This window comes from Rubellimicrobium sp. CFH 75288 (assembly GCF_009904055.1).
Taxonomy (GTDB): Bacteria; Pseudomonadota; Alphaproteobacteria; order Rhodobacterales; family Rhodobacteraceae; genus Rubellimicrobium.
In genome coordinates, this window is the sequence record NZ_WYDP01000008.1 from 105466 (window position 1) to 126389 (window position 20924).

General features: G+C 72.0%; 20 protein-coding genes. 9 read left to right on the forward strand and 11 right to left on the reverse strand.

Annotated features, from left to right (window positions below; genetic code table 11):
* Positions 1–6 precede the first annotated feature (6 nt).
* On the forward strand, positions 7–945 hold the full coding sequence (locus tag GT358_RS08945; RefSeq protein WP_256371816.1) for an NAD(P)-dependent oxidoreductase: 939 nt from the start codon (positions 7–9) through the stop codon (positions 943–945).
* Here the strand turns inward: GT358_RS08945 and GT358_RS08950 are convergent.
* Complete coding sequence (locus GT358_RS08950; RefSeq protein ID WP_166582268.1) at positions 942–1937, reverse strand: serine hydrolase; 996 nt, start codon at positions 1935–1937, stop codon at positions 942–944. The genes GT358_RS08945 and GT358_RS08950 overlap by 4 nt on opposite strands.
* Before the next feature lie 72 nt (positions 1938–2009).
* Positions 2010–2288 carry an usg protein gene (locus GT358_RS08955; RefSeq protein ID WP_166582269.1) on the reverse strand — a complete coding sequence of 93 codons (279 nt, stop codon included), beginning with the start codon at positions 2286–2288 and terminating at the stop codon, positions 2010–2012.
* 186 nt (positions 2289–2474) lie between these two features.
* Between GT358_RS08955 and gyrA the strand changes: the two genes are divergently transcribed.
* The 6 genes from gyrA (at position 2475) to gluQRS (ending at position 9755) form a co-directional block, all read left to right on the forward strand.
* A complete protein-coding gene (gene gyrA / locus GT358_RS08960; RefSeq protein ID WP_166582270.1) occupies positions 2475–5210 on the forward strand; it encodes a DNA gyrase subunit A in 2736 nt (911 codons plus the stop codon).
* A gap of 75 nt (positions 5211–5285) precedes the next feature.
* On the forward strand, positions 5286–6134 hold the full coding sequence (locus tag GT358_RS08965; RefSeq protein WP_166582271.1) for a LysR family transcriptional regulator: 849 nt from the start codon (positions 5286–5288) through the stop codon (positions 6132–6134).
* A gap of 132 nt (positions 6135–6266) precedes the next feature.
* Positions 6267–6629 (forward strand): hypothetical protein, encoded by a 363-nt coding sequence (locus GT358_RS08970; protein ID WP_166582272.1) that lies wholly within the window; start codon positions 6267–6269, stop codon positions 6627–6629.
* A 176-nt stretch (positions 6630–6805) separates the two neighbouring features.
* Positions 6806–7498 (forward strand): hypothetical protein, encoded by a 693-nt coding sequence (locus GT358_RS08975; protein WP_166582273.1) that lies wholly within the window; start codon positions 6806–6808, stop codon positions 7496–7498.
* Positions 7499–7545: 47 nt separating this feature from the next.
* Positions 7546–8910 carry a methylenetetrahydrofolate--tRNA-(uracil(54)-C(5))-methyltransferase (FADH(2)-oxidizing) TrmFO gene (gene trmFO / locus GT358_RS08980; protein ID WP_166582274.1) on the forward strand — a complete coding sequence of 455 codons (1365 nt, stop codon included), beginning with the start codon at positions 7546–7548 and terminating at the stop codon, positions 8908–8910.
* Positions 8868–9755: a tRNA glutamyl-Q(34) synthetase GluQRS gene (gene gluQRS / locus GT358_RS08985; RefSeq protein ID WP_166582275.1), complete on the forward strand. Its 888-nt coding sequence runs from the start codon at positions 8868–8870 to the stop codon at positions 9753–9755. Before trmFO ends, gluQRS begins: the two co-directional genes overlap by 43 nt.
* Here the strand turns inward: gluQRS and hisI are convergent.
* Positions 9752–10075, reverse strand: a complete 324-nt coding sequence (gene hisI, locus GT358_RS08990) for a phosphoribosyl-AMP cyclohydrolase (protein ID WP_166582276.1) — start codon at positions 10073–10075, stop codon at positions 9752–9754. The genes gluQRS and hisI overlap by 4 nt on opposite strands.
* A gap of 71 nt (positions 10076–10146) precedes the next feature.
* On the opposite strand from hisI, the gene GT358_RS08995 reads away from it, so the two are divergent.
* Entirely contained in the window at positions 10147–10599 is a 453-nt protein-coding gene (locus tag GT358_RS08995; RefSeq protein ID WP_166582277.1) for an iron-sulfur cluster assembly scaffold protein, read from the forward strand.
* 381 nt (positions 10600–10980) lie between these two features.
* Here the strand turns inward: GT358_RS08995 and recG are convergent, their stop codons facing one another.
* The 4 genes from recG to GT358_RS09015 form a co-directional block, all read right to left on the reverse strand.
* Entirely contained in the window at positions 10981–13092 is a 2112-nt protein-coding gene (recG, locus tag GT358_RS09000; protein WP_166582278.1) for an ATP-dependent DNA helicase RecG, read from the reverse strand.
* Positions 13089–15209, reverse strand: coding sequence for an NAD-dependent DNA ligase LigA (ligA, locus tag GT358_RS09005; RefSeq protein WP_166582279.1), 2121 nt, complete (start codon positions 15207–15209; stop codon positions 13089–13091). Before ligA ends, recG begins: the two co-directional genes overlap by 4 nt.
* 69 nt (positions 15210–15278) lie before the next feature.
* Positions 15279–15995, reverse strand: coding sequence for a response regulator transcription factor CtrA (gene ctrA / locus GT358_RS09010; RefSeq protein WP_166582280.1), 717 nt, complete (start codon positions 15993–15995; stop codon positions 15279–15281).
* 51 nt (positions 15996–16046) lie between these two features.
* A complete protein-coding gene (locus tag GT358_RS09015; RefSeq protein ID WP_166582281.1) occupies positions 16047–16367 on the reverse strand; it encodes a DUF1153 domain-containing protein in 321 nt (106 codons plus the stop codon).
* Between the two features lie 126 nt (positions 16368–16493).
* Between GT358_RS09015 and mnmA the strand changes: the two genes are divergently transcribed.
* Positions 16494–17624 (forward strand): tRNA 2-thiouridine(34) synthase MnmA, encoded by a 1131-nt coding sequence (mnmA, locus tag GT358_RS09020; RefSeq protein ID WP_166582282.1) that lies wholly within the window; start codon positions 16494–16496, stop codon positions 17622–17624.
* Here mnmA and lpxB read toward each other — a convergent pair.
* Genes lpxB through fabZ form a run of 4 tightly spaced genes read right to left on the reverse strand, consistent with a single transcriptional unit; the run spans position 17567 to position 20842 of the window.
* Positions 17567–18760, reverse strand: coding sequence for a lipid-A-disaccharide synthase (gene lpxB / locus GT358_RS09025; protein WP_166582283.1), 1194 nt, complete (start codon positions 18758–18760; stop codon positions 17567–17569). The genes mnmA and lpxB overlap by 58 nt on opposite strands.
* Positions 18757–19566: an LpxI family protein gene (locus tag GT358_RS09030; RefSeq protein WP_166582284.1), complete on the reverse strand. Its 810-nt coding sequence runs from the start codon at positions 19564–19566 to the stop codon at positions 18757–18759. The genes lpxB and GT358_RS09030 overlap by 4 nt, the downstream gene beginning before the upstream one ends.
* Positions 19563–20336 carry an acyl-ACP--UDP-N-acetylglucosamine O-acyltransferase gene (lpxA, locus tag GT358_RS09035; RefSeq protein WP_166582285.1) on the reverse strand — a complete coding sequence of 258 codons (774 nt, stop codon included), beginning with the start codon at positions 20334–20336 and terminating at the stop codon, positions 19563–19565. Before lpxA ends, GT358_RS09030 begins: the two co-directional genes overlap by 4 nt.
* The gene (gene fabZ, locus GT358_RS09040; protein ID WP_166582286.1) at positions 20333–20842 is read right to left on the reverse strand and encodes a 3-hydroxyacyl-ACP dehydratase FabZ; all 510 of its coding nucleotides are present in this window, start codon (positions 20840–20842) and stop codon (positions 20333–20335) included. Before fabZ ends, lpxA begins: the two co-directional genes overlap by 4 nt.
* Positions 20843–20924: the final 82 nt, after the last annotated feature.

Below are 20924 nucleotides of genomic sequence, written 5' to 3' on the forward strand. Positions count from 1 at the left end.
CGGCGGCTGGATCGGGGGCCGCCCCTCCGCTACCTCCGCCGGAGGCCGAGGGAGGTGCGCATGGAACGGATCGGGTTCGCGGGGCTGGGGCTGATGGGTCACGGGATGGCCCGCAACCTCCTGGCCAAGGGATTCGCCATGACGGTCCTGGCGCATCGCCGGCGCGAGGCGGTGGAGGACATGGTGGCGCGTGGAGCCGTCGAGGCGGCGGACCCCGCCGACCTCGCCCGGCGGTCGGATGTGGTGGTGCTGTGCCTGACCGGCAGCCCGCAGGTCGAGGCGGTCGTCGCCGCGATGGGGCCGGGCCTGCGCGAGGGGATGGCGGTGGTGGACTGCTCGACCGCCGATCCCGTCAGCACCGACCGGCTGCGCGAGGATCTGGGGCGCAGGGGGGTGGCGCTGGTGGACGCGCCGCTCTCGCGCACGCCGAAGGAGGCGTGGGAGGGGACGCTCGATGTCATGGTGGGCGCGGAGGAGGCGGATTTCGCCCGCCTGGAGCCTGTCCTGCGCGCCTTTGCCGCGCGCGTGATCCGCGTGGGGCCGCCCGGCGCGGGGCACCGGATGAAGCTGCTCAACAACTTCCTGAGCCTGGGCTACGGCGCCCTCTATGCCGAGGCGCTGGCGGTGGCGCGCAAGGCCGGGATCACGGTCGCGGCCTTCGATTCGGTGATCCGGGACGGGCGGATGGATTGCGGCTTCTACCGGACCTTCATGGGGTATGCGCTCGAGGGGGACCGGAACGCGCACCGCTTCACCTTGCGCAACGCCCACAAGGACCTGCGCTATCTCGAGGGGATGGCGAACGCCGCCGGGGTGGCGACGACGATGGCGAGCGCGGCCAAGAACAGCTACGCGCTGGCCGTGGGCCTGGGCGGCGGGGGGGAGGAGGATTATGTCCCCCACCTTGCCGACTGGATCGCGCGGGCCAACGGGGCCGGGGCCTAGGCGAGGGGCAGCACCTCGCGCCCGATCAGGTCCATGAGGTCGCCGAAATAGCCGCCGCTGCGGGCGGGCCGCGTCGGGTCGGACGTGATGGCGAGCGCGAGGCGCCCGCCGGGAATCGCCGCGATCACCTGGCCGCCATAGCCGCGCGCGATGGCCATGCGCCCGCGCGGCGTGGATTGCAGGAACCAGCCATAGCCGTAGGCCAGCCCCGAGAAGGGCGAGCCGGTCACCGGGCGCAGGCTGGCCGCGACCCAGTCGCGGGGCACGACCTGGCGCCCCTCCCACTCGCCCCTGCGGCGCATCATCTCGGCCACGCGCAGCATGGCACGCGGCGAGAGCGCCATCTCGTTGCCGCCGAGATAGCGGCCCTGCGGGTCGCGCGTCCAGGCGGGGATCTCGATGCCGAGCGGCCCGCCCAGCCAGTCCCGCGCGAGCGCGAGCAGCGAGCGGCCCGTCGCCTCGGAGAGCGCAGCCCCGAGGACGTGGGTGGTGCCGGTCGAATAGATCATGCGGCCTCCCGGCTCGGCCACGAAGGGGCGCGAGAGCGCGTCGCGCACCCAGTCGCCCGAGGCGATCCAGCCCGCATAGTTGCCCCCCGACGTGGGCTGGAGGCCCGCGCGCAGCGTCACCAGATCCTCGAGCGTGAGCGCGCCCACGCGGGGGTCCGCGCCCGGCGGGACGAGGGCGGGCGCCACCTCGGCCAGCGTGGCGCGGACGGACGGCACCGCGCCCCGGTCGATCGCCACCCCGAGGAGCAGCGCCACGAGCGACTTGGACACCGACTTGGTGTTGGCGGGCCGATCGAGGCCGGGGCCGCGGAAGGCGCGCTCGAGCACCGTCTCGCCGTCGAGCGCGACGAGGACGCTGTGGAGCTGCGCGAGCGAGCGGGCGGCCTCGGCGACCGCGCCCCAGGGCGAGGGCTGCGCGAGCGCGGGGGCTGCGAGGAGCGAGGCGGCGCCCGCAAGGGCGGCGCGGCGGGTCAGGCGGGGCATGGCTCTCTCCGGCGGCGTCCGCGGGTGATCGCAGGCGGGCGGCCGGAGGTCCAATCAAGCCGCGGGGAGCGGTCAGTGATACCGGAACTCGCCCACCACGTGGCGCCACTCTCCGGGGCGGATCATCTTGCGGTGGGTGAAGCGCACCGAATGGAGCGGCCCCTCGATCTCGCGCTGCCAGAACTCGATGAACTCGAACAGGCGGGGATGGTCCGGAGCGATGTCGTAATCCTGCCAGATGAAGCTGTTCAGCACGTTCCGGTAGTCGGGCATCCGGTAGAAGAATTCGGCCGTGGTCAGGCCATAGCCCTTGAGCATCAGTTCGGTTTCGGAGGTCGGTCTTGGCGCCATGCGGGTCTCCTCGGCTGGACCTGTGAGGTCAGTGCAGAAGATCGGGCACGGTTCCCCGTTCCGTCAATGTTTTCAGTTTGTTGGCGCTCGCACCCGGTGGCTGACAAGAGGGTCTGCTGCGGTTGCGCCCCAGCCTTCTGTGCCTATATAGGACGGGTCACCAAGATCTAGGGACAGGCCCCCCGCATGAGCGACACGCCCGACACACCCGCGCCGGACGCGGAGCGCCCGCTTTCCGGTCATCACCCGACCGTGTCGATCGAGCAGGAGATGAAGTCCTCCTATCTCGACTATGCGATGAGCGTCATCGTCAGCCGGGCGATCCCGGACCTGCGCGACGGCCTCAAGCCCGTGCACCGGCGCATCCTCTATGCCATGCACGAGACGGGCAACACGCACGACAAGCCTTATCGCAAGAGCGCGCGGCCCGTGGGCGACGTGATGGGGAAATACCACCCCCACGGCGACAGCGCGATCTACGAGGCGCTGGTGCGGATGGCGCAGGACTTCTCCATGTCGCTGCCGCTGCTCGACGGGCAGGGCAATTTCGGCTCGATGGACGGGGACGCGGCGGCGGCCATGCGCTATACCGAGGTGCGCATGGCCCGCCCGGCGGCCTTCCTGCTCGCCGACATCGACAAGGACACGGTCGACTTCCAGGACAATTACGACGGCAAGGACCGCGAGCCCACGGTCCTGCCCGCACGCTTTCCCAACATGCTGGTCAACGGCGCGGGGGGCATCGCTGTCGGCATGGCGACCAACATCCCGCCGCACAACCTCGGCGAGGTGGTGGAGGCCTGCCTGGCGCTGATCGAGCAGCCCGACCTGTCCTCGGAGGACCTGATCCAGTACGTGCCGGGCCCGGACTTTCCCACAGGCGGGGTGATGCTGGGCCGGTCGGGGGCGCGCAAGGCCTATCTGGAGGGGCGCGGGTCGGTGATCCTGCGCGCGCGGACCCACACGGAGGAGATCCGCGGCCGCACCGCCATCGTCGTGGACGAGATCCCCTATCAGGTCAACAAGGCCGCCATGATCGAGAAGATCGGCGAGGCCGTGCGCGACAAGCGCATCGAGGGGATCGCCCATGTCCAGGACGAGAGCGACCGCCACGGCGTGCGCGTGGTGATCGAGCTCAAGCGCGACGCCACGCCCGAGGTGGTGCTGAACCAGCTGTGGCGCTTCACGCCGATGCAGACCTCGTTCGGCTGCAACATGCTCGCGCTCAACGGCGGGCGGCCCGAGACGCTGACGCTGCGGGGGTTCCTGACCGCGTTCCTGAGCTTCCGCGAGGAGGTGGTGGCGCGGCGCACCGCGCACGAGCTGCGCAAGGCGCGCGAGCGCAGCCACATCCTGTGCGGACTGGCCGTCGCGGTGTCGAACGTGGACGAGGTGGTGCAGACGATCCGCTCCTCGGCCGACGCGGCCGAGGCGCGCGAGCGGCTGATGCAGCGCCGCTGGCCCGCGCACGAGATCGCGCCCTTCATCCGGCTGATCGACGACCCGCTGCACCCGCTCAACGAGGACGGGACCTACAACCTGTCGGACGCGCAGGCCCGCGCCATCCTGGACCTGCGGCTGCAGCGGCTGACGCAGCTGGGCGTGCAGGAGGTCACCGACGAGCTGGAGGCGCTGGCCGCGAAGATCAGCGACTTTCTCGCCATCCTCGCCTCGCGCGAGCGCATCCTGGGCATCATCGCGGACGAGCTGCGCGAGGTGCGCGACCTGTTCGCCGTCCCACGGCGGACGGAGATCGCTGACTGGGCGGGCGACCTCGAGGACGAGGACCTGATCGAGCGCGAGGACATGGTCGTGACCGTGACGCAGGGCGGCTGGATCAAGCGCACCCCGCTGTCCGAGTTCCGCTCGCAGCGGCGGGGCGGCAAGGGGCTCGCCTCGATGCAGACCAAGGAAGAGGACGTGGTGACGCGCCTGTTCGTGGCCGACACGCACACGCCGCTTCTGTTCTTCACCACCGACGGGATGGTCTACAAGCTCAAGTGCTGGCGGCTGCCGCTGGCGGGGCGCAACGCCAAGGGCAAGGCCATCGTCAACCTCTTGCCCATCGCCCAGGGCACCACGGTCGCGGCCATCGTCGCGGTGGACCGGCCCGAGGATCACTGGGACGAACTGCAGATCGTCTTTGCCACCTCGACCGGCGATGTCCGGCGCAACCGGCTCTCGGACTTCGTCAACGTCATGCGCAACGGCAAGATCGCCATGCGCCTGCCCGAGGGGGTGACCCTGGTCAACGCCTCCATCTGCTCGGAGGAGGATGACGTCCTGCTCGTCACCGACCACGGCCGGGCGATCCGCTTCCGCACCACCGACGTGCGGGTGTTCAAGGGCCGCGATTCGACCGGGGTGCGCGGCATCGCGCTCCGCGATGCATCCGACCATGTGGTGTCCATGGCCGTGATCCGTCACTTCGAGGCCACTCCCGAGGAGCGCGCCGCCTATCTCAAGATGCGACGCGCGGTCATGGGCGACACGGAGGAGGAGTCCGCCGGCGCCGGGCCCGACGAGGAGGAGGTCGAGGCCGCCTCCATCAGCCAGGAGCGCTATGCCGCCATGTCGGCCGCGGAGGACCTGATCCTGACGGTGACGGCGCGCGGGCTGGGCAAGCTGACCTCCTCGCACGACTATCCGGTGCGCGGCCGGGGCGGCCAGGGCGTCATCGCCATGGACCTGAGCGAGCGGCGCGGACGCGAGACCGGCGCCATTGTCGCGGCCTTTCCCGTGGATCTCTCGGACGAAGTGATGCTCGTCACCGACGGGGGCCAGTCCATCCGCGTGCCGGTGGAGGGGATCCCCTTCCGCTCCCGGCCGGCCGGCGGGGTCAGGGTGTTCGACACGGGCAGCGAAGCGGTGGTTTCGGTGGCAAAGGTCGCCGACCGGTCGAATGGTGACGCTTCCCTGTGAGAAAGCGGGGAACCGATCGGTCAACCAGCCGTTGTATCCCGATGTCCCTGCCCTGCGGGGCGGGACCGGACGGTAATGATGGGCGTCGACAACTGGGACGATCTGCGCTTCCTGCTGGCGGTGGCCAAGGCGGGCAGCATGACGGGGGCCCCGCGTCTGCTGGGCACCAACGTCGCGACGGTGTCGCGCCGTCTCGACAGGCTTGCCGGTTCGCTCGGGGTCGAAGCCTTCGCCCGCACCCCCGAAGGCTGGCGGCCGAGCGATGCCGCCCTGCGCCTGATCGATGCCGCCATGGCCTTCGAGGGCCGCCTGGCGGCCGAGGTCAACGCGCTCGAGGGCAAGCGGGGGCCGGAGCGTGCCCGGATCCGGCTGGGCGCCCTGTCCTCGGTGATCCACGGGGTGCTTCTGCCGGCCCTGTCGCCGGATGGTGGCCGGCTGTCGCGGGTCGATCTGACCGTGGCCTACCGCGCCCAAGGCGAAGGGCTGGGCGAGCATGACCTGGTGATCCGGCTCGGCCCGCCCGAAGGGGGGCGGCTGCGCACCCGCAAGGTCGGCAGCACCGTCGTGCGTCTCTACGGCACCACCGAACCCGAAGGGTCCGACTGGATCGGCCTGACCGACGGCTATGACGATCTGCCGCATCACCGGATGGGGCTGGAGCGGTTCGGCCGGCCGCCCGTCCTGCGGTTCCAGAGCTTCAACGCCGTGCGCGAGGCGATGCTGCGGACCGGCCTGCCCGCCCCCCTGCCAGAGACGCTCGCCCGGCAGAGCGCCCCGCTCCGCCCGCTCGTGTCCGATCGCCCCGAGACGGTCTGGGTTCAGGAATTCTGGGTCGCGTATCACGAGAGCCGCCGCAGCGATCCCGCGCTGCAGGCAGTGCTGGGCTGGATCGAGGACGCCTTCGCTGCGCAAGCCCGACGCTAGGGCGTCGCACCGGCGCCACGCCGTTTCCTGCAAGACCGCCCTTGCCGCGCAGGCCCGTTGCCCGCTGCGGCAGATCGTGGCCGCATCCCTGCAACCGAGAGGCGATCCGCACCAGGGAGGACCCGTTCGATCATGGCCGGCATGTCGCTGATGCTTCTGGTGTTCCGTCTGATCCTTGCCGGGTTGCTGGTGGTCCTGGCGGTGCCAGGCTTGCTCGGCGGGGCGGAGCGGGCTGATGTCGCCGGGCTGACGCCGCTCCTGCGCGGATTGCTGGCCACGGTGGCGGTGTGGCTCGTCTTCGGCATCCGCACGCGCGTGGCGGCGAGCGTGGGGGTCGTGCTGGCCTTCGCGCTCGTCTTTCTGGCGCTGCCGCTCGATCCGCACGGCCCGGCGCCCCTTGTCGCCATCCTGGTTCTCGGATTCGCCCTGCCCCCGGTCTGCTGCGGGGGTGGGGACTTCGCCCTGCATCGCGGAGGCTGGGCGCGTCTGTTCTGACTGCCGGCCTCCGTCCTGGCCGCTGGGCCGCCGGTCATCGACCGCGCGGCCCCTTTTTCCGGCGGCCAGCCGCCCAGCGCCCGAAACGGGGTTGCCATCGGGCCCGCCGGGGGGACAGGATAGGTCATCCACAAGACGCGGCCGACCAAGGCCGCCCGGGACATGAGGGCACGAGCATGACGATCCGGCACGCGGCCGCGGCGGCGGCAATCGGTTGGAGCCTGGCGACGGGCGCCGTGGCGCAGGACTTCCGGGGCGCCGAGATCTCGGCCGAATTTCTGGCCTTCACGGAGGACCGCAGCTTCGGCGAGACGCAGTATCGCGGCGCGGTGGAATTCGGGATCTGGGACGGGTTCGGGGCTGCGGCCGACTTCTCGTTCCACGGCTGGCGCGCCTTCGACACGGATGGCCGCAACCTCACGCTGCATGCCTTCGGCGACCTTATGGGATGGGCGACGGTCGGGGGCTTCTACGGCCGCGATTCCTTCGACGGCGACGGGGCCAACCTCTACGGGGTGGAAGCCGCGACCGACCTGGCGGGGGCGGAGGTGCAGGGCGCGCTGGGCTATGTCGATTCGGAGGACGGGACGGGGATGCTCCTTCTGGCCGAAGGACGCTACGGCCTGGGGGATTTCGGGGTGACCGGCTTTGCCGGCCATCTGAGCGGCGATCTGGACGCCACCCGCGTCGCCTTCGGCGGGGATTACGCGCTGGGCTTCGGTCCGACCGTCTATGGAGAACTCGGCCGCTTCTCGACGGAGGGCTTCGGCGAGACCTATGTGACCGTGGGCGCGCGAATCGCAATCGGGCCGCGGGGCGGGACCACCTTCGGCTCGCGCAGCGTGTTTTCGGTCATCCCCGGCTTCTGAACGGCGGCGCCGTTGCGTTTTCCGCCGGGCGCGCTAGACCCCGGCGCATGATCGAACCCGTCCACATCGTCGGCGGCGGCATGGCGGGGGTGGAGGCGGCCTGGGCCTGCGCCCGGGCCGGCGTTCGGGCCGTCATCCACGAGATGCGCCCCCGGACCGGCACCTTTGCCCACCGCACGGGCGACCTGGCCGAGATGGTGTGCTCCAACTCGTTCCGCTCGGACGACCACGAGCGCAACGCGGTGGGCCTGCTCCACTGGGAGATGCGGGCGGCGGGCTCGCTCCTGATGGAGATGGCCGACCGCCACCGCCTGCCGGCGGGCGGCGCCCTGGCGGTGGACCGCGACGGCTTCTCGGCCGCCGTGACCGAGGCCGTCCGCGCCCATCCCCTGATCGAGCTGCGCGAGGAGGAGATCACCGCCCTGCCCGAAGGGGGGCGCTGGATCATCGCCACGGGGCCTCTGACCTCGGGCGCGCTGGCCGAGTCGATTCGCGCCGCGACGGGGGCCGAGCACCTCGCCTTCTTCGACGCCATCGCCCCCATCGTCCATGCCGACAGCATCGACATGGACATCTGCTGGCGCCAGTCGCGCTACGACAAGGGCGAGACCGAGGACGAGCGGCGCGCCTACATCAACTGCCCCCTGACGCGCGAGGAGTACGAGGCCTTCGTGGACGCGCTGCTCGCCGCGCCCAAGACCGAGTTCCGCGAGGGCGAGACGGCGGGCTATTTCGACGGCTGCCTGCCCATCGAGGTGATGGCCGAGCGCGGGCGCGACACGCTGCGCCACGGGCCGATGAAGCCCGTGGGCCTGACCAACCCCCATCGCCCGCACGAGAAGCCCCATGCCGTGGTCCAGCTGCGCCAGGACAACGCGCTGGGCACGCTGTTCAACATGGTGGGCTTTCAGACCAAGATGCGCCACGGTGCGCAGGTGGAGGTGTTCCGCACCATCCCCGGCCTGGCCCATGCCTCGTTCGCGCGGCTGGGGGGCATCCATCGCAACACCTTCATCAACTCGCCCGCGCTGCTCGACGGGCGGATGCGGCTGCGGGCGCGGCCCCATCTCCGCTTTGCCGGCCAGATCACGGGCGTCGAGGGCTACGTCGAGAGCGGGGCGATGGGCCTGCTCGCCGGCCGGCTCGCTGCGGCCGAGGCGCGAGGCGAGGCGCCGGAGCCGCCCCCGCCCGAGACGGCGACAGGCGCGCTGCTCGCCCACATCACCGGGGGGGCGGATGCCCGGACCTTCCAGCCGATGAACGTCAATTTCGGCCTCTTTCCCCCGCTGGAGGAGGCACGCGGCGGCCGCCGGGGGCGGGCCGACCGCTACAAGGGCTATACCGATCGCGCCAAGGCCGCCTGGACCGCATGGCTGGCTGCGGGGCCGGGGGCGGCGCGGGCGGCGGAGTGAGCGCAGCGCCGGTCCGGACCCGCTTTGCCCCCTCGCCCACCGGGCCGCTGCATCTGGGGCACGCCTATGCCGCCATCGTGGCCCACGACGCCGCCCGCGCGGCCGGCGGCGCGTTCCTGCTGCGCTGGGAGGACATCGACCGCGCGCGCTCGCGCCCCGAATGGGAACGGGCGGCCGAGGCGGACCTGCTGTGGCTGGGCCTGCGCTGGGACGAGCCGCCGCTGCGCCAGTCCGCGCGCCTGCCCCTCTACCGCGCGGCCCTGTCCCGGCTGTGGGACCGGGGGCTGCTCTATCCCTGTACCTGCGCGCGGCGCGACATCCTGGCCGCGGCCTCGGCCCCGCAGGAAGGGGCGCCTCTCGTGGGGCCGGACGGCGTCGTGTATCCGGGCACCTGCCGGGGACGCCCGCGCACGGGCCCCCTGCCCGACGGCGTGGCGCTGCGCCTCGACATGGGCCGCGCGCTGGAGGAAGCCCCGCCGCTCCGCTGGGAGGAGGAGGGAGCGGGGACCCGGACGCTCGATCCCGCGGCGCTGCTGCGCGGGGCGGGGGACGTGGTCCTCGCACGGCGGGATTTCGGCACGTCCTATCACCTTGCGGTGGTGGTGGACGATGCGGCGAGCGGCGTCACGCTGGTGACGCGGGGCGAGGACCTGCGCGAGGCGACGCCGGTCCATGTCCTGCTCCAGCACCTGCTGGGCCTGCCGGTGCCGCGCTACCTCCACCACCGGCTGATCCGCGACGCGACGGGGCGCCGTCTCGCCAAGCGCGAGGATGCCGAGGCGATCGCCCGCTACCGCGAGGCGGGCGCGACCCCCGCCGACATCCGCCGGATGGTCGGCGCCTAGGGGCCGAGGGGGCGGAAGAAGCAGCTTCGGGCACCCGTGTGGCAGGCGGGCCCCGTCTGTTCGACCCGCAGCAGCAGCGCGTCGCCGTCGCAATCGGCCCGCGCCTCGACCAGCCGCTGGCGGTGGCCCGACGTCTCGCCCTTGACCCAGAACGCTTGGCGCGAGCGCGACCAGTAGGTGACGTCCCCCGTCTCGAGGGTGCGGCGCAGCGCCTCCTCGTTCATCCAGGCGAGCATCAGCACCTCGCCCGTCCGGTGGTCCTGCGCAATGGCCGGCACGAGGCCGTTCGCATCGAACCGGAGCGTGGACAGGTCGGGCATGCGATCTCCGTTGGCAGGGTCACGGCGGACGCCTATCTAGGGGAAGCCGGAGGCAGGCGCAAAGGCAGGACATGGCGGACCGCGACCTTCTTCTTCTGTATTCCGACCGGCTGCTGGCGCTGGCGGCGAACATCCCGCGTCTGGGACGCCTCGCCTCGCCGCACGGCACCGGCCGCCGGCGCTCGCCCACCTGCGGATCGACGGTGGTGGTGGACGTGCGGCTGGAAGGCGGGCGCATCGCCGATTTCGCGCAGGAGGTGCGCGCCTGCGCCCTGGGACAGGCCGCTGCGGCCGTGGTCGGCGCGGCGGCGCCCGGGCGGAGCGCGGACGACCTGCGCCAGGGGGTGGCGGCCCTGCGGGCCATGCTGCGCGAGGGGGGCCCGATCCCGCCCCCTCCCTGGCATGGATTCGAGGCGCTGCTGCCCGCGCGCGACCATCCCAACCGCCACGCATCGGTCCTTCTGGCGCTGGAAGCGACGCTGGACGCGGCCGAGGCCGCCTGCGCAGCCGTCCCAAGCGCCTGACTTCACCGGACAGGCAAAAAGACCGCTGCATCCGTCGGATGCAGCGGCCGAGGGCGCGCGCCTGAGGATCGGACAGACCGATGGGCGTCGCCGCGGGACAGACACGGCGGGATCGGCCCCGGAGGCACGCGGGCAAAGACTCAGATCAGGGCCGGCAGGAAGAGCGCCGCCACCAGAAGGACGACAAGCGCCAGCGCCCCAGGCAGTTCGGTCAGAAGAAGCGGAAGCGTCGGTTTCATCGTCTGACCCCTCTTGGCTGTGCTGTGCCCTGTTGCCCCTTTGTTCTCACAAGAGCACGAGGAGGTCAAGAACATTCCACGAACAGGCGCGTTAACCGGATCTTAAGGTCTGGGTGCCATGGTGTGATCCATGACCACCGCCCTACCCCACCTCCATCAGGCGAATCGCCCTGTCCTGCTCCATCCACCACAGGAGCAGCCGTGCCGCCTGACCCCGCGGGCTCTCCAGCCGCGGGTCCTCGGCGAGGAGCCGGCGCGCATCGCTCTGCGCGATCTGGAACAGGTCAGCCTGCCGTTCCAGGTCCGCGATGCGGAACCGCGGCAGGCCGGACTGGGCGGTGCCGATCAGGTCGCCCGCGCCGCGGATGGCCAGATCTTCCTCCGCAAGGCGAAAGCCGTCTTCCGTCTCTCGCAGAAGCGTCAGCCGCCGGCGCGCCGTCTCGCCCAGGGGCGGCTCGTAGAGGAGCAGGCAGGTGGATTCGCCCTCGCCGCGTCCCACGCGTCCGCGCAGCTGGTGCAGCTGGGCGAGGCCGAAGCTCTGCGCTCCCTCCACCACCATCACGGTCGCGGAGGGCACGTTGACACCCACCTCGATCACCGTCGTGGCGACCAGAAGCTGCGTCCGCCCCTCGACAAAGGCGGCCATCGCGGCATCCTTCTCGGCCGGGGGCAGCCGTCCGTGGACCAGCCCCACCCGGTCGCCGAGGATGCGGCGCAGGGCGCGGAACCGCTCCTCGGCGGCGCCGAGGTCGGACAGGTCCGATTCCTCGACCAGCGGACAGACCCAGTAGGCCTGCCGCCCCTCATCGAGCGCGCGGCGCAGGCGGTCGATCACCTCGTCCATCCGCTCGGTGGAGACCAGGGCCGTGCGCACCGGCTTGCGCCCCGGCGGCTTCTCGTCGAGCACCGACAGATCCATGTCCCCGTACTGGGCCAAGGCGAGGGAGCGCGGGATCGGCGTCGCCGTCATCACCAGCGTGTCCACCGCGCGTCCCTTGCGCCCCAGTTCCATCCGCTGCGCGACGCCGAAGCGGTGCTGTTCGTCCACGACGGCCAGCCGCAGGTCGGCAAAGGCCACGTCCTCCTGGAACAGGGCATGCGTTCCGACCAGGATCGCGGTCCGTCCCGCCGCCAGCGCCTCGAGCTTGGCTGCCCGCACCGCTCCCTTGTCGCGACCTGTCAGGATGTCGATTGCAACGCCCGCCTGCGCGGCGAGGGGTCGCAGCCCCTCGAGATGCTGCTGGGCCAGGATCGAGGTGGGGGCCATCAGCGCCCCCTGCCCCCCGGCCTCGGCCGCGATCAGCAGCGCCAGAAAGGCCACCAGCGTCTTGCCCGAGCCGACATCGCCCTGCAGCAGGCGGTTCATGCGCCGCGGCGCGGCCATATCGGCCTCGATCTCGGCCAGGGCGCGGAGCTGGGCGGCCGTGGGCGCATAGGGCAAGGCGGCAAGCACCCGGGCGCGCAGGCCTCCGTCCCCCCGGCTGGCCCGTCCGCGCGCCCGCCGCGCGCGTCCCCGTGCCAGCGCCAGGGTGATCTGATGGGCCAGCACCTCGTCATAGGCCAGACGGCGCCGCGCCGGATGATCCGGCCTCAGCGCCCGGTCGTCCGCGGGCCGGTGGGCCGCGGTGATCGCCTCGTGCCAGCGCGGCCATCCTTCCTGCGCGACGAGGGTCGGGTCCGCCCATTCCGGCAGCGGCTGGACCGCCTCGAGCGCGGCGGCCACCGCCCGCGCCATGACCTTCTGCGTGAGCCCGGCGGCGAGGGGATAGACCGGCTCGAAGTCGGGAATGCGATGCCGCTCCTCCTCGGGGAGGATATGATCGGGATGCACCATGCGGGCGACGCCGTCGTGCAGGTCGATGCGGCCGGACACCACACGCCGGGCGCCCAGCGGCAGCGCCCTCGCAGGCCAGTCCGCCGGCGCATGAAAGAACACGATCTGAAAGCCGCCCGCCCCGTCGCTGACCGTGACCACATGGGGGCGGCCCCGCCCGGAGGGGGGGCGGTGCCGCTCCACCGTCACCTGCAGCGTGGCCGTCGTCGGCAGGGTCAGACCGGCCAGGCCGGACCGCAGGCGGCGGTCCACGACCCCGGTGGGCAAGGTGAGCAGAAGGTCGCGAAGCCGCGGCAGCCCTGTCCGCTCGAGGATCCGGGCCGTCTTGGGACCCACGCCGCGCAGGCGCTCGACAGGAACGAACAGCGGCCAGAGGATCGGCGGGCGCCCCTCCGCAGCGTCCTGCGCCCCCCCGGTCATGCGCCCCCGAGCAGGTCGAGCCACTCCGCTTCGTCGATCACCCTGACCCCGAGCCGCTCTGCCTCGCGCACCTTGGAGCCCGCACCGGGGCCGGCAACCACCAGGTCCGTGCGCGCCGAGACCGATCCGGCCACACGCGCGCCGGCCGCCTCGGCCCGCGCCTTGGCCTCGGCCCGCGTCATGCGCTCGAGCGTGCCGGTGAAGACGATCGTCCGGCCCGCCAGCGTTCCGGTTCCCACCGGGCGGTTGGGCGGCAGGATCGTCAGGTGAGGGATCAGCCGGTCGATGACCGCGCGCTCGGCCTCCTGATGGAAGGCGTTGACCAGGGAGGCCGCCACGACCGGCCCTACGCCGTCGATGCCGGTCAGCGCCTCCCATTCCGGGCCCTCTCCGACGGTTGCAGCGGTCATGGCGGACTCGAACGCCTCCCAGCTGCCGTAATGCCGGGCCAGAAGCTGGGCCGTCGCCTCGCCCACATGCCGGATGCCGAGGGCGAAGATGAGCCGGGCCAGGGGGATGCGCCGGCGCGACGCGATGGCCCGGAACAGGTTGGCGGCCGATTGCTCGCCATAGCGGAAGCGGTCGCGCAGCCGCTCGGGGTTTCGGGCGTCGCGTTCTTCCATCGTGAAGATGTCGGCCGGCTCCCGCACGGGGAGCAGGGGATCGTCGAAGAACATCTCCACCTGCTTGGCGCCGAACCCTTCGATGTCGAAGGCCTTGCGCGACACGAAATGCTTGAGCTTCTCCATGGCCTGCGCGGGGCAGCCGAGCCCTCCCGTGCAGCGGCGAACCGCGTCGCCCGGCTCGCGCACCGCATCCGAGCCGCAACGGGGGCAGACGGTCGGGAAGACAAAGGGCACGGCCTCGGGGGGGCGGCGTGACAGGTCCACGTCCACGATCTGCGGGATCACGTCGCCGGCGCGGCGGACCTTGACCCAGTCGCCCACCCGCAGGTCGCGCCCCCCCCGGATCGGCTCGCCCGTCGCGGCCGATCGTCCGGCAATGTAGTCCTCGTTGTGCAGGGTCGCGTTCGACACGACCACGCCGCCCACCGTGATCGGCTCGAGCCGGGCCAGGGGCGCCAGCGTGCCGGTCCGCCCCACATTGATGTCGATCGCCAGGAGGCGGGTCCAGGCAGTCTCGGCCGGAAACTTGTGCGCGACGGCCCAGCGCGGCGTGGTGTGGCGGAAGCCCAGCCGCTGTTGCAGGCCGAGGTCGTTGACCTTGTACACCACACCATCGATGTCGTAGCCCAGATCCGCCCGGCCCGCCTCCAGTTCGGCATAGACGGCCAGAAGCTGGTCCACCCGTTCGCAGAGCCGCGCGAGGGGGGAGACGGGGAAGCCGAACCCGGCCAGACGGCGCAGCGCATCCCATTGCGTGTCGGCCAGCGGCTCGGAGACGTCGCCCCAGGAATAGGCGAAGAACCGCAGGGGGCGGGAGGCCGTGACCTGCGGATCGAGCTGCCGCAGCGAGCCGGCCGCCGCATTGCGCGGATTGGCGAAGACCTTGCTGCCCTCGGCAGCCGCGCGGGCGTTCAGGGCGGCGAAATCGGCATGGCTCATGTAGATCTCGCCGCGCACCTCCAGGATGTCGGGCGGGGTCCCGGACAGCGTGGCGGGGATCTCGGCCACGGTGCGGGCGTTGGCGGTCACGTCCTCGCCCGTGGTCCCGTCGCCCCGCGTGGCCGCCTGGACGAGGACGCCGCCCTCGTAGCGCAGGGACAGCGAAAGGCCGTCGATCTTGGGTTCGGCCACATAGGCGAGCGGCGCCTCGGGTCCGAGCCGCAGGAAACGGCGCAGCTGGTCGTCGAACTCGCGCACCCCGGCCTCGTCGAAGACGTTGGCGAGGCTCAGCATCGGCACGCGGTGGCGCACGGTGCCGAACCCCTCGGCCGGCGGCGCGCCGACCTGCCCCGAGGGCGAATCCGGCCGGCGCAGGTGCGGAAAGCGCGCCTCGATCTCCGCATTCCGGCGCTTGAGCGCGTCGTACTCCGCATCGCTCATCACGGGCGCATCGGCGCCGTGATAGGCGGCATCGGCCTCGGCCAGAAGGCGGGCCAGCCGCAACAGTTCCGCCGCGGCCGCCTCCTCGGTCAAGCTCTCCACCGGCTGCATCGCTGGTCCCCTGCCCTGCGTCCGGAGTGTTAGGGCGAGGGCCCGGCGCGGTCCAGCGGCGAGAGCGGCTCAGGCACCGATGGCCATGCGCGGCTGCTCGCGCGGGAGGGGTTCGGGGTCGCGCAGGACGTAGCCGCGGCCCCAGACCGTCTCGATCGGGCTCTCCCCCCCGGTCGCCTTGGCCAGCTTCTTGCGCAGCTTGCAGATGAACACGTCGATGATCTTCAGCTCGGGCTCGTCCAGGCCGCCGTAGAGGTGGTTGAGAAACATCTCCTTGGTCAGCGTCGTGCCCTTGCGCAGGGAAAGCAGCTCCAGGATCTGGTATTCCTTGCCCGTCAGATGAACGGGCTGGCCCCCGATCTCCACCGTCTTGGTGTCGAGGTTGACCGTCATCCGCCCCGTGCGGATCACCGACTGCGAATGGCCCTTGGAGCGCCGGATGATGGCATGGATCCGGGCGATCAGCTCCTCCCGGTGGAAGGGCTTGGTGAGGTAGTCGTCCGCTCCGAAGCCGAAGCCCTTGAGTTTGCTTTCGGTTCCGTCATCCCCGGACAAGATCAGGATCGGGGTCTCGATCCGGGCGACGCGAAGCTGACGCAGCACCTCGTGCCCGTTCATGTCCGGCAGGTTCACGTCCAGAAGGATCAGATCGTAATCGTAGAGCTTGGCAAGATCGATACCTTCTTCACCCAGATCAGTGGCATAGACATTGAAGTTCGCGTGGGTCAGCATGAGTTCGATGCTGCGCGATGTGGTGGGGTCGTCTTCGACCAGCAGGATCCGCATTCCCGTCCGCTCCCGTGATTCCCTTCTGGAGATCAGATTTGCAGAAAAAGGTTAACGACCCGTTACCGTTGTGGATGATCGAGTCGTCTCTCTTTCCGGTTGTCTGTAGCGTTGCAGCCACGTGGTTCTGAGCCCACCGGTGCCGTGCCGCGCGACCGCCTGTTCCCATTCGGAGAATTCCTCCTCCGACAGGCCGTACATCTCGAGCGCGGTCGCGCGGGAGATCAGGCCGGCAGCGACGGCGCGCAACACCGCCGCCTTGCGCGAGGCCACCCAGCGGCGCGTGTCCCTTGGCGGCAGATCGGCGCGCGTCATCACGGACCCGTCGGGCAGCGTCACCGCGCGCGGCCCCTCGACCCTGCGGAGATACATCCCTCGACCCCCTTATCCCGGCTCGGGGCAATCTGGGGCTGGAGGGGTTAAGGACGGGTGAACCGCGCGGTTGCGAAAAGCGCGCATTTTTCCTATCTAGGGCGCTCCGCCCTGTCCGTTACTGCCATGCCGCTCGACCCCGCGCCGAATTCCCTGGGCCTGCTCAAGCCCCCGTCCGAGACCCGCGTGGTGGTGGCCATGTCGGGGGGGGTCGATTCGTCCGTGGTGGCCGCGATGCTCAAGGACGAGGGCTATGATGTCGTGGGCGTCACGCTCCAGCTCTACGACCACGGGGCGGCGCTGGCGCGCAAGGGCGCGTGCTGCGCGGGCCGCGACATCCACGACGCGCGCCGCGTGGCCGAGCGGATGGGGTTTCCGCACTATGTGCTCGACTACGAATCCCTCTTCCGCGAGGCGGTGATCGAGGAATTCGCCGACAGCTACCTTGCCGGCGCGACCCCCGTGCCCTGCATCCGCTGCAACGAGCGCGTCAAGTTCCGCGACCTGCTCGCCGTGGCGCGCGACCTCGACGCGGATTGCATGGCCACCGGGCACTACATCCGGCGCATCATGGGCCCTCACGGGCCCGAGCTGCACCGCGCGGCCGATCCGGCGCGCGACCAGAGCTACTTCCTGTTCTCGACCACGCGCGAGCAGCTCGCCTTTCTGCGCTTCCCCCTCGGGGGCCTCGCCTCCAAGGCCGAGACGCGGGCGCTCGCGGCGCGCTACGGCCTGCCGGTGGCGGACAAGCCCGATTCGCAGGACATCTGCTTTGTCCCCGCGGGCAACTACGCCGCGGTGATCGAGAAGCTCCGCCCCGGCGCGGCCGAGCCGGGCGAGATCGTCCATCTGGACGGGCGCGTGCTGGGCCGGCACGAGGGTGTCCTGCGCTACACGGTGGGCCAGCGGCGGGGCCTCGGCCTCGGTGGGCTCGAGGAGCCGCTCTTCGTCGTACGCCTGGATGCCGAGCGGCGGCAGGTCGTGGTCGGCCCGCGCGAGGCGCTGCTGTCGCGCAAGGTCCGCCTGCGCGAGGTCAACTGGCTGGGCGACGGGCCGCTGGACGGCGAGCACGAGGTGCTGGCGCGCGTGCGCTCGACCCGCCAGCCGGTCCCGGCGCTGGTCCGGCCCGAGGGGGACGGGGCCGCCGTCACGCTGCTCGCGCCCGAGGAGGGGGTGGCGCCGGGCCAGGCCTGCGTGTTCTACGCGCCCGAGGGCAGCCGCGTGCTGGGCGGCGGCTGGATCGCCTCCGCCGCCTGACCCATCCGCCCCAAGAGCGCACGCGCGGCGCGCAGGCCCGGCGCCTCGCCCCCTCGGCCTAGCCGCTCCATGGCGAGGTCCATCGCCGCGCGCTGGGCCGCGGGGTCGTCCAGAACCGCCAGCAGCGCGCGGGCCAGCGCGGGCGAGCGGCAGGCGGGGCCCAGAAGCTCGGGCACGGCGCGCGTTTCGCTGACGATGTTGACGAGGGTGACGGTCTCGAGCCGCACCATCCGCCGCAGGACCTGCCACGTCGCCCAGGCCATGTCGTAGCCGATCACCATGGGCGTGCCCGCGGCCGCCAGCTCCAGCGACACCGTGCCCGAGGCGGCGAGCGCCGCGTCGGCCGCGCGGAAGGCCGCGCGCCGAGTCTCCTGCGCCAGCGGGCCCGCGCGCGGCGGCAGCAGGAGGGGGCGGAGGGGCCAGCGCTCGGCCTGCGCGGCAACGGCGCTCTCCATCCCGGGCGCCACGGGCAGCACCGCGCGCAGGCCCGGCCTCTCTGCCGCGGCCAGCGCCAGCGCCTCGCCGAAGCGTGGGGCGAGGCGGGCGACCTCTCCTCCCCGCGATCCGGGCAGGACCAGGACCAGCGGCGCGTCCCCGATCCCGAAGGCGCCGCGGAAGGCGCGCGCTTCGGCCTCGGTCGCCACGGGCTCGGCCGCGGCGGGGTGGCCCACGAAGTCGCAGGGGATGCCGTGCGCGGCCCAGAGCGGCGGCTCGAAGGGAAAGAGGGCCAGGAGGTGGTCCACCACCCCCCGCAGCCGGCGCGCCCGCCCCGGCCGCCAGGCCCAGATGGTCGGGGCGACATAGTGGACGCGCCGCACCCCGGGCAAGGCGCGCGCCACGCGCAGGCCGAAATCGGGGCTGTCCACCGTCACGAGCACGTCCGGCCGCGCCGCGCGCACCGCCGCCACCGTCTCGGCCAGCCGCCGGCGCAGCAGCGGATAGCGCGGCAGCACCTCGGCCAGGCCCATCACCGTCAGGTCCGACATGGGAAAGCGCGACTCGAGGCCCTGCGCCTCCATCAGGGTCCCCCCCACCCCGTCGAAGGCGATGTCGGGACGCAGGGCGCGCAGGCCCGCCATCAGCGCCGCCCCCAGCCGGTCGCCCGAGGGCTCTCCGGCGACGAGGAAGACCTTCACGGCGCGGGCTCTCGGACCCAGAGGACGATGCCCGCCTCGTCGGCGGCGGCGACGGTGATCTCGCGGTTGAGGACCATGACGCCCCCGGCCTCGATGGCGACGACGCCGATCCGCGCCTCGCGCGCGCGTTCGATCGTGGCGGGGCCGATCACGGGCAGGTCGGCGCGGCGGTCCTGCCCGCGCTTGGGCGCCTTGAGAAAGACCGCCCCCTCGGCCATCCCGGCCAGCGAGCGCAGCATCCAGTCCGTGCCCGGCGCGGCCTCGACGGCCAGCACCTGCCCGTCGCGCACGACGACCCCCTGCCCGATATCGGCGGGCGCGATCAGCCGGTGGACGCGCTCGGCCCGGCGCGCGTCCTCCTCCTGCCGGGCGGACGGACGGCAGCGTCCGAGCAGGCCCGGCGGAGGAAGCAGGAAGGGCGCCAGGTCCTGCGCGGCACGGATGCGGAATCCCGCCTCCTCGAAGAGCGCCAGCGCGACGCGCAGCGCGCCGTCGTCGCCCTTGCCCAGCGCCTCGGCCAAGCGCGGCACGAGCGGCAGGGTCGCGGCGTCCACCTGCCGGGGATCGAGCCGGGGCCGGACGATGGCCCCGACAAAGCAGACCTCCTCCACGCCCAGTTCGCCCAGACGCCGCAGCAGGCTGCCCAGATGCTCCAGTCGGAAGGCGATGCCCTCGGCATCCTCGCCGGGGTCGCGGGTCACCAGGCGGCAGATGACCGAACGGCGTCCCTGTGCGCGCAGCGCGCTCGCCACCGCGTAGGTCAGCGGATCGGGATGCCCGACGAGCGCGACCGGTGCGGCGGTCATCGCGGCGCCAGGAAGTGCCGGTCCGACCCGGCCAGCACGAAGTCCGCAACCTCGCGCACCAGCGGCGAATCGTCTCCGGCCAGCGCGCGTGCGCGGTCCAGGAAGGCCCCCTCACCCTCGCGCAGGCGCCCATAGGCCGTCCGCAGGGCCGCGATCTCCTCGCGGCCGTGGCCGCGGCGCTTCAGTCCGACGAGGTTGAGCCCTTCCAGCTCCCCCCTCGGCCCCTGCACGAGCCCGTGGGGGATCACGTCGTGCGTGACCATGCTGAGCGCGCCGATCATGGCACCGCGCCCCACCCGGACCCATTGATGGATCCCCGCGAGGCCGCCGATCACCACGTCGTCGCCGATCACGCAATGCCCGGCGATGGCCGCGTTGTTGGCCACGACGACCCGGTCGCCCACCTGCGCGTCGTGCGCGACATGGCAGCCCGCCATGAACAGACAGCCCTCGCCCACCCGCGTCTCGCCGCCGCCGGCCGTGCCGATGTTCATGGTGACATGTTCGCGGATGCGGTTGCGCGGTCCGATGCGCAGGCGCGTGCGCTCGCCGGCATATTTCAGGTCCTGCGGGATCTCGCCCAGGACGGCGAAGGGAAAGACCACCGTGCCGGCCCCGATCACCGTGTCCCCGGCGACGACGACATGCGACTTGAGCTCGACCCCGTCCTCGAGGACGGCATCCGGGCCCACGATGCAGAACGGACCAACCGAGACATGGCGGCCCAGCCGGGCCGCCGGGTCCACCTGAGCCGTGGGATGAACGATCATCCCGCGTCCTTGAGGTCCAGCATGGCCATGAACTCGGCCTCGGCGGCCAGTTCGCCGTCCACCCGCGCCTCGCCGCGGAAGCGCCAGACCTTGCCGCCGGGCTTGCCGCGCAGCGTCTCCACATCCATCACCAGCCGGTCGCCGGGCACGACCTTGCGCCGGAAGCGGGCGTTGTCGATGGCCATGAAGTAGATCAGCACCCCGCCGCCCAGCCCCAGCGACGCACCGATCATGACTCCGGCGGTCTGCGCCATGGCCTCGACGATGGTGACGCCCGGCATGATGGGCTGGCCGGGAAAGTGGCCCTGGAAATGCGGTTCGTTGGCGGTGACGTTCTTGATGCCGCGCGCCCGGCGGGTGCCCTCGATCCCCTCCACCCGGTCCACGAGGAGAAAGGGATAGCGGTGCGGCAGGATCGCCTGGATGGTCTGGATGTCGGCCACGGTCACGGCCGTCTCCGGCAACGTGCTGTCCTGTTCCGCCGCACCGACCCCGCCCTGATCCATCGCATCCGCCCCCCATCCCCGGCCGGGCCTGCCTAGCAAGCAGGTGCCGGCCCCGCAAGGCAGCCGGACGCCCGCCCCCGCC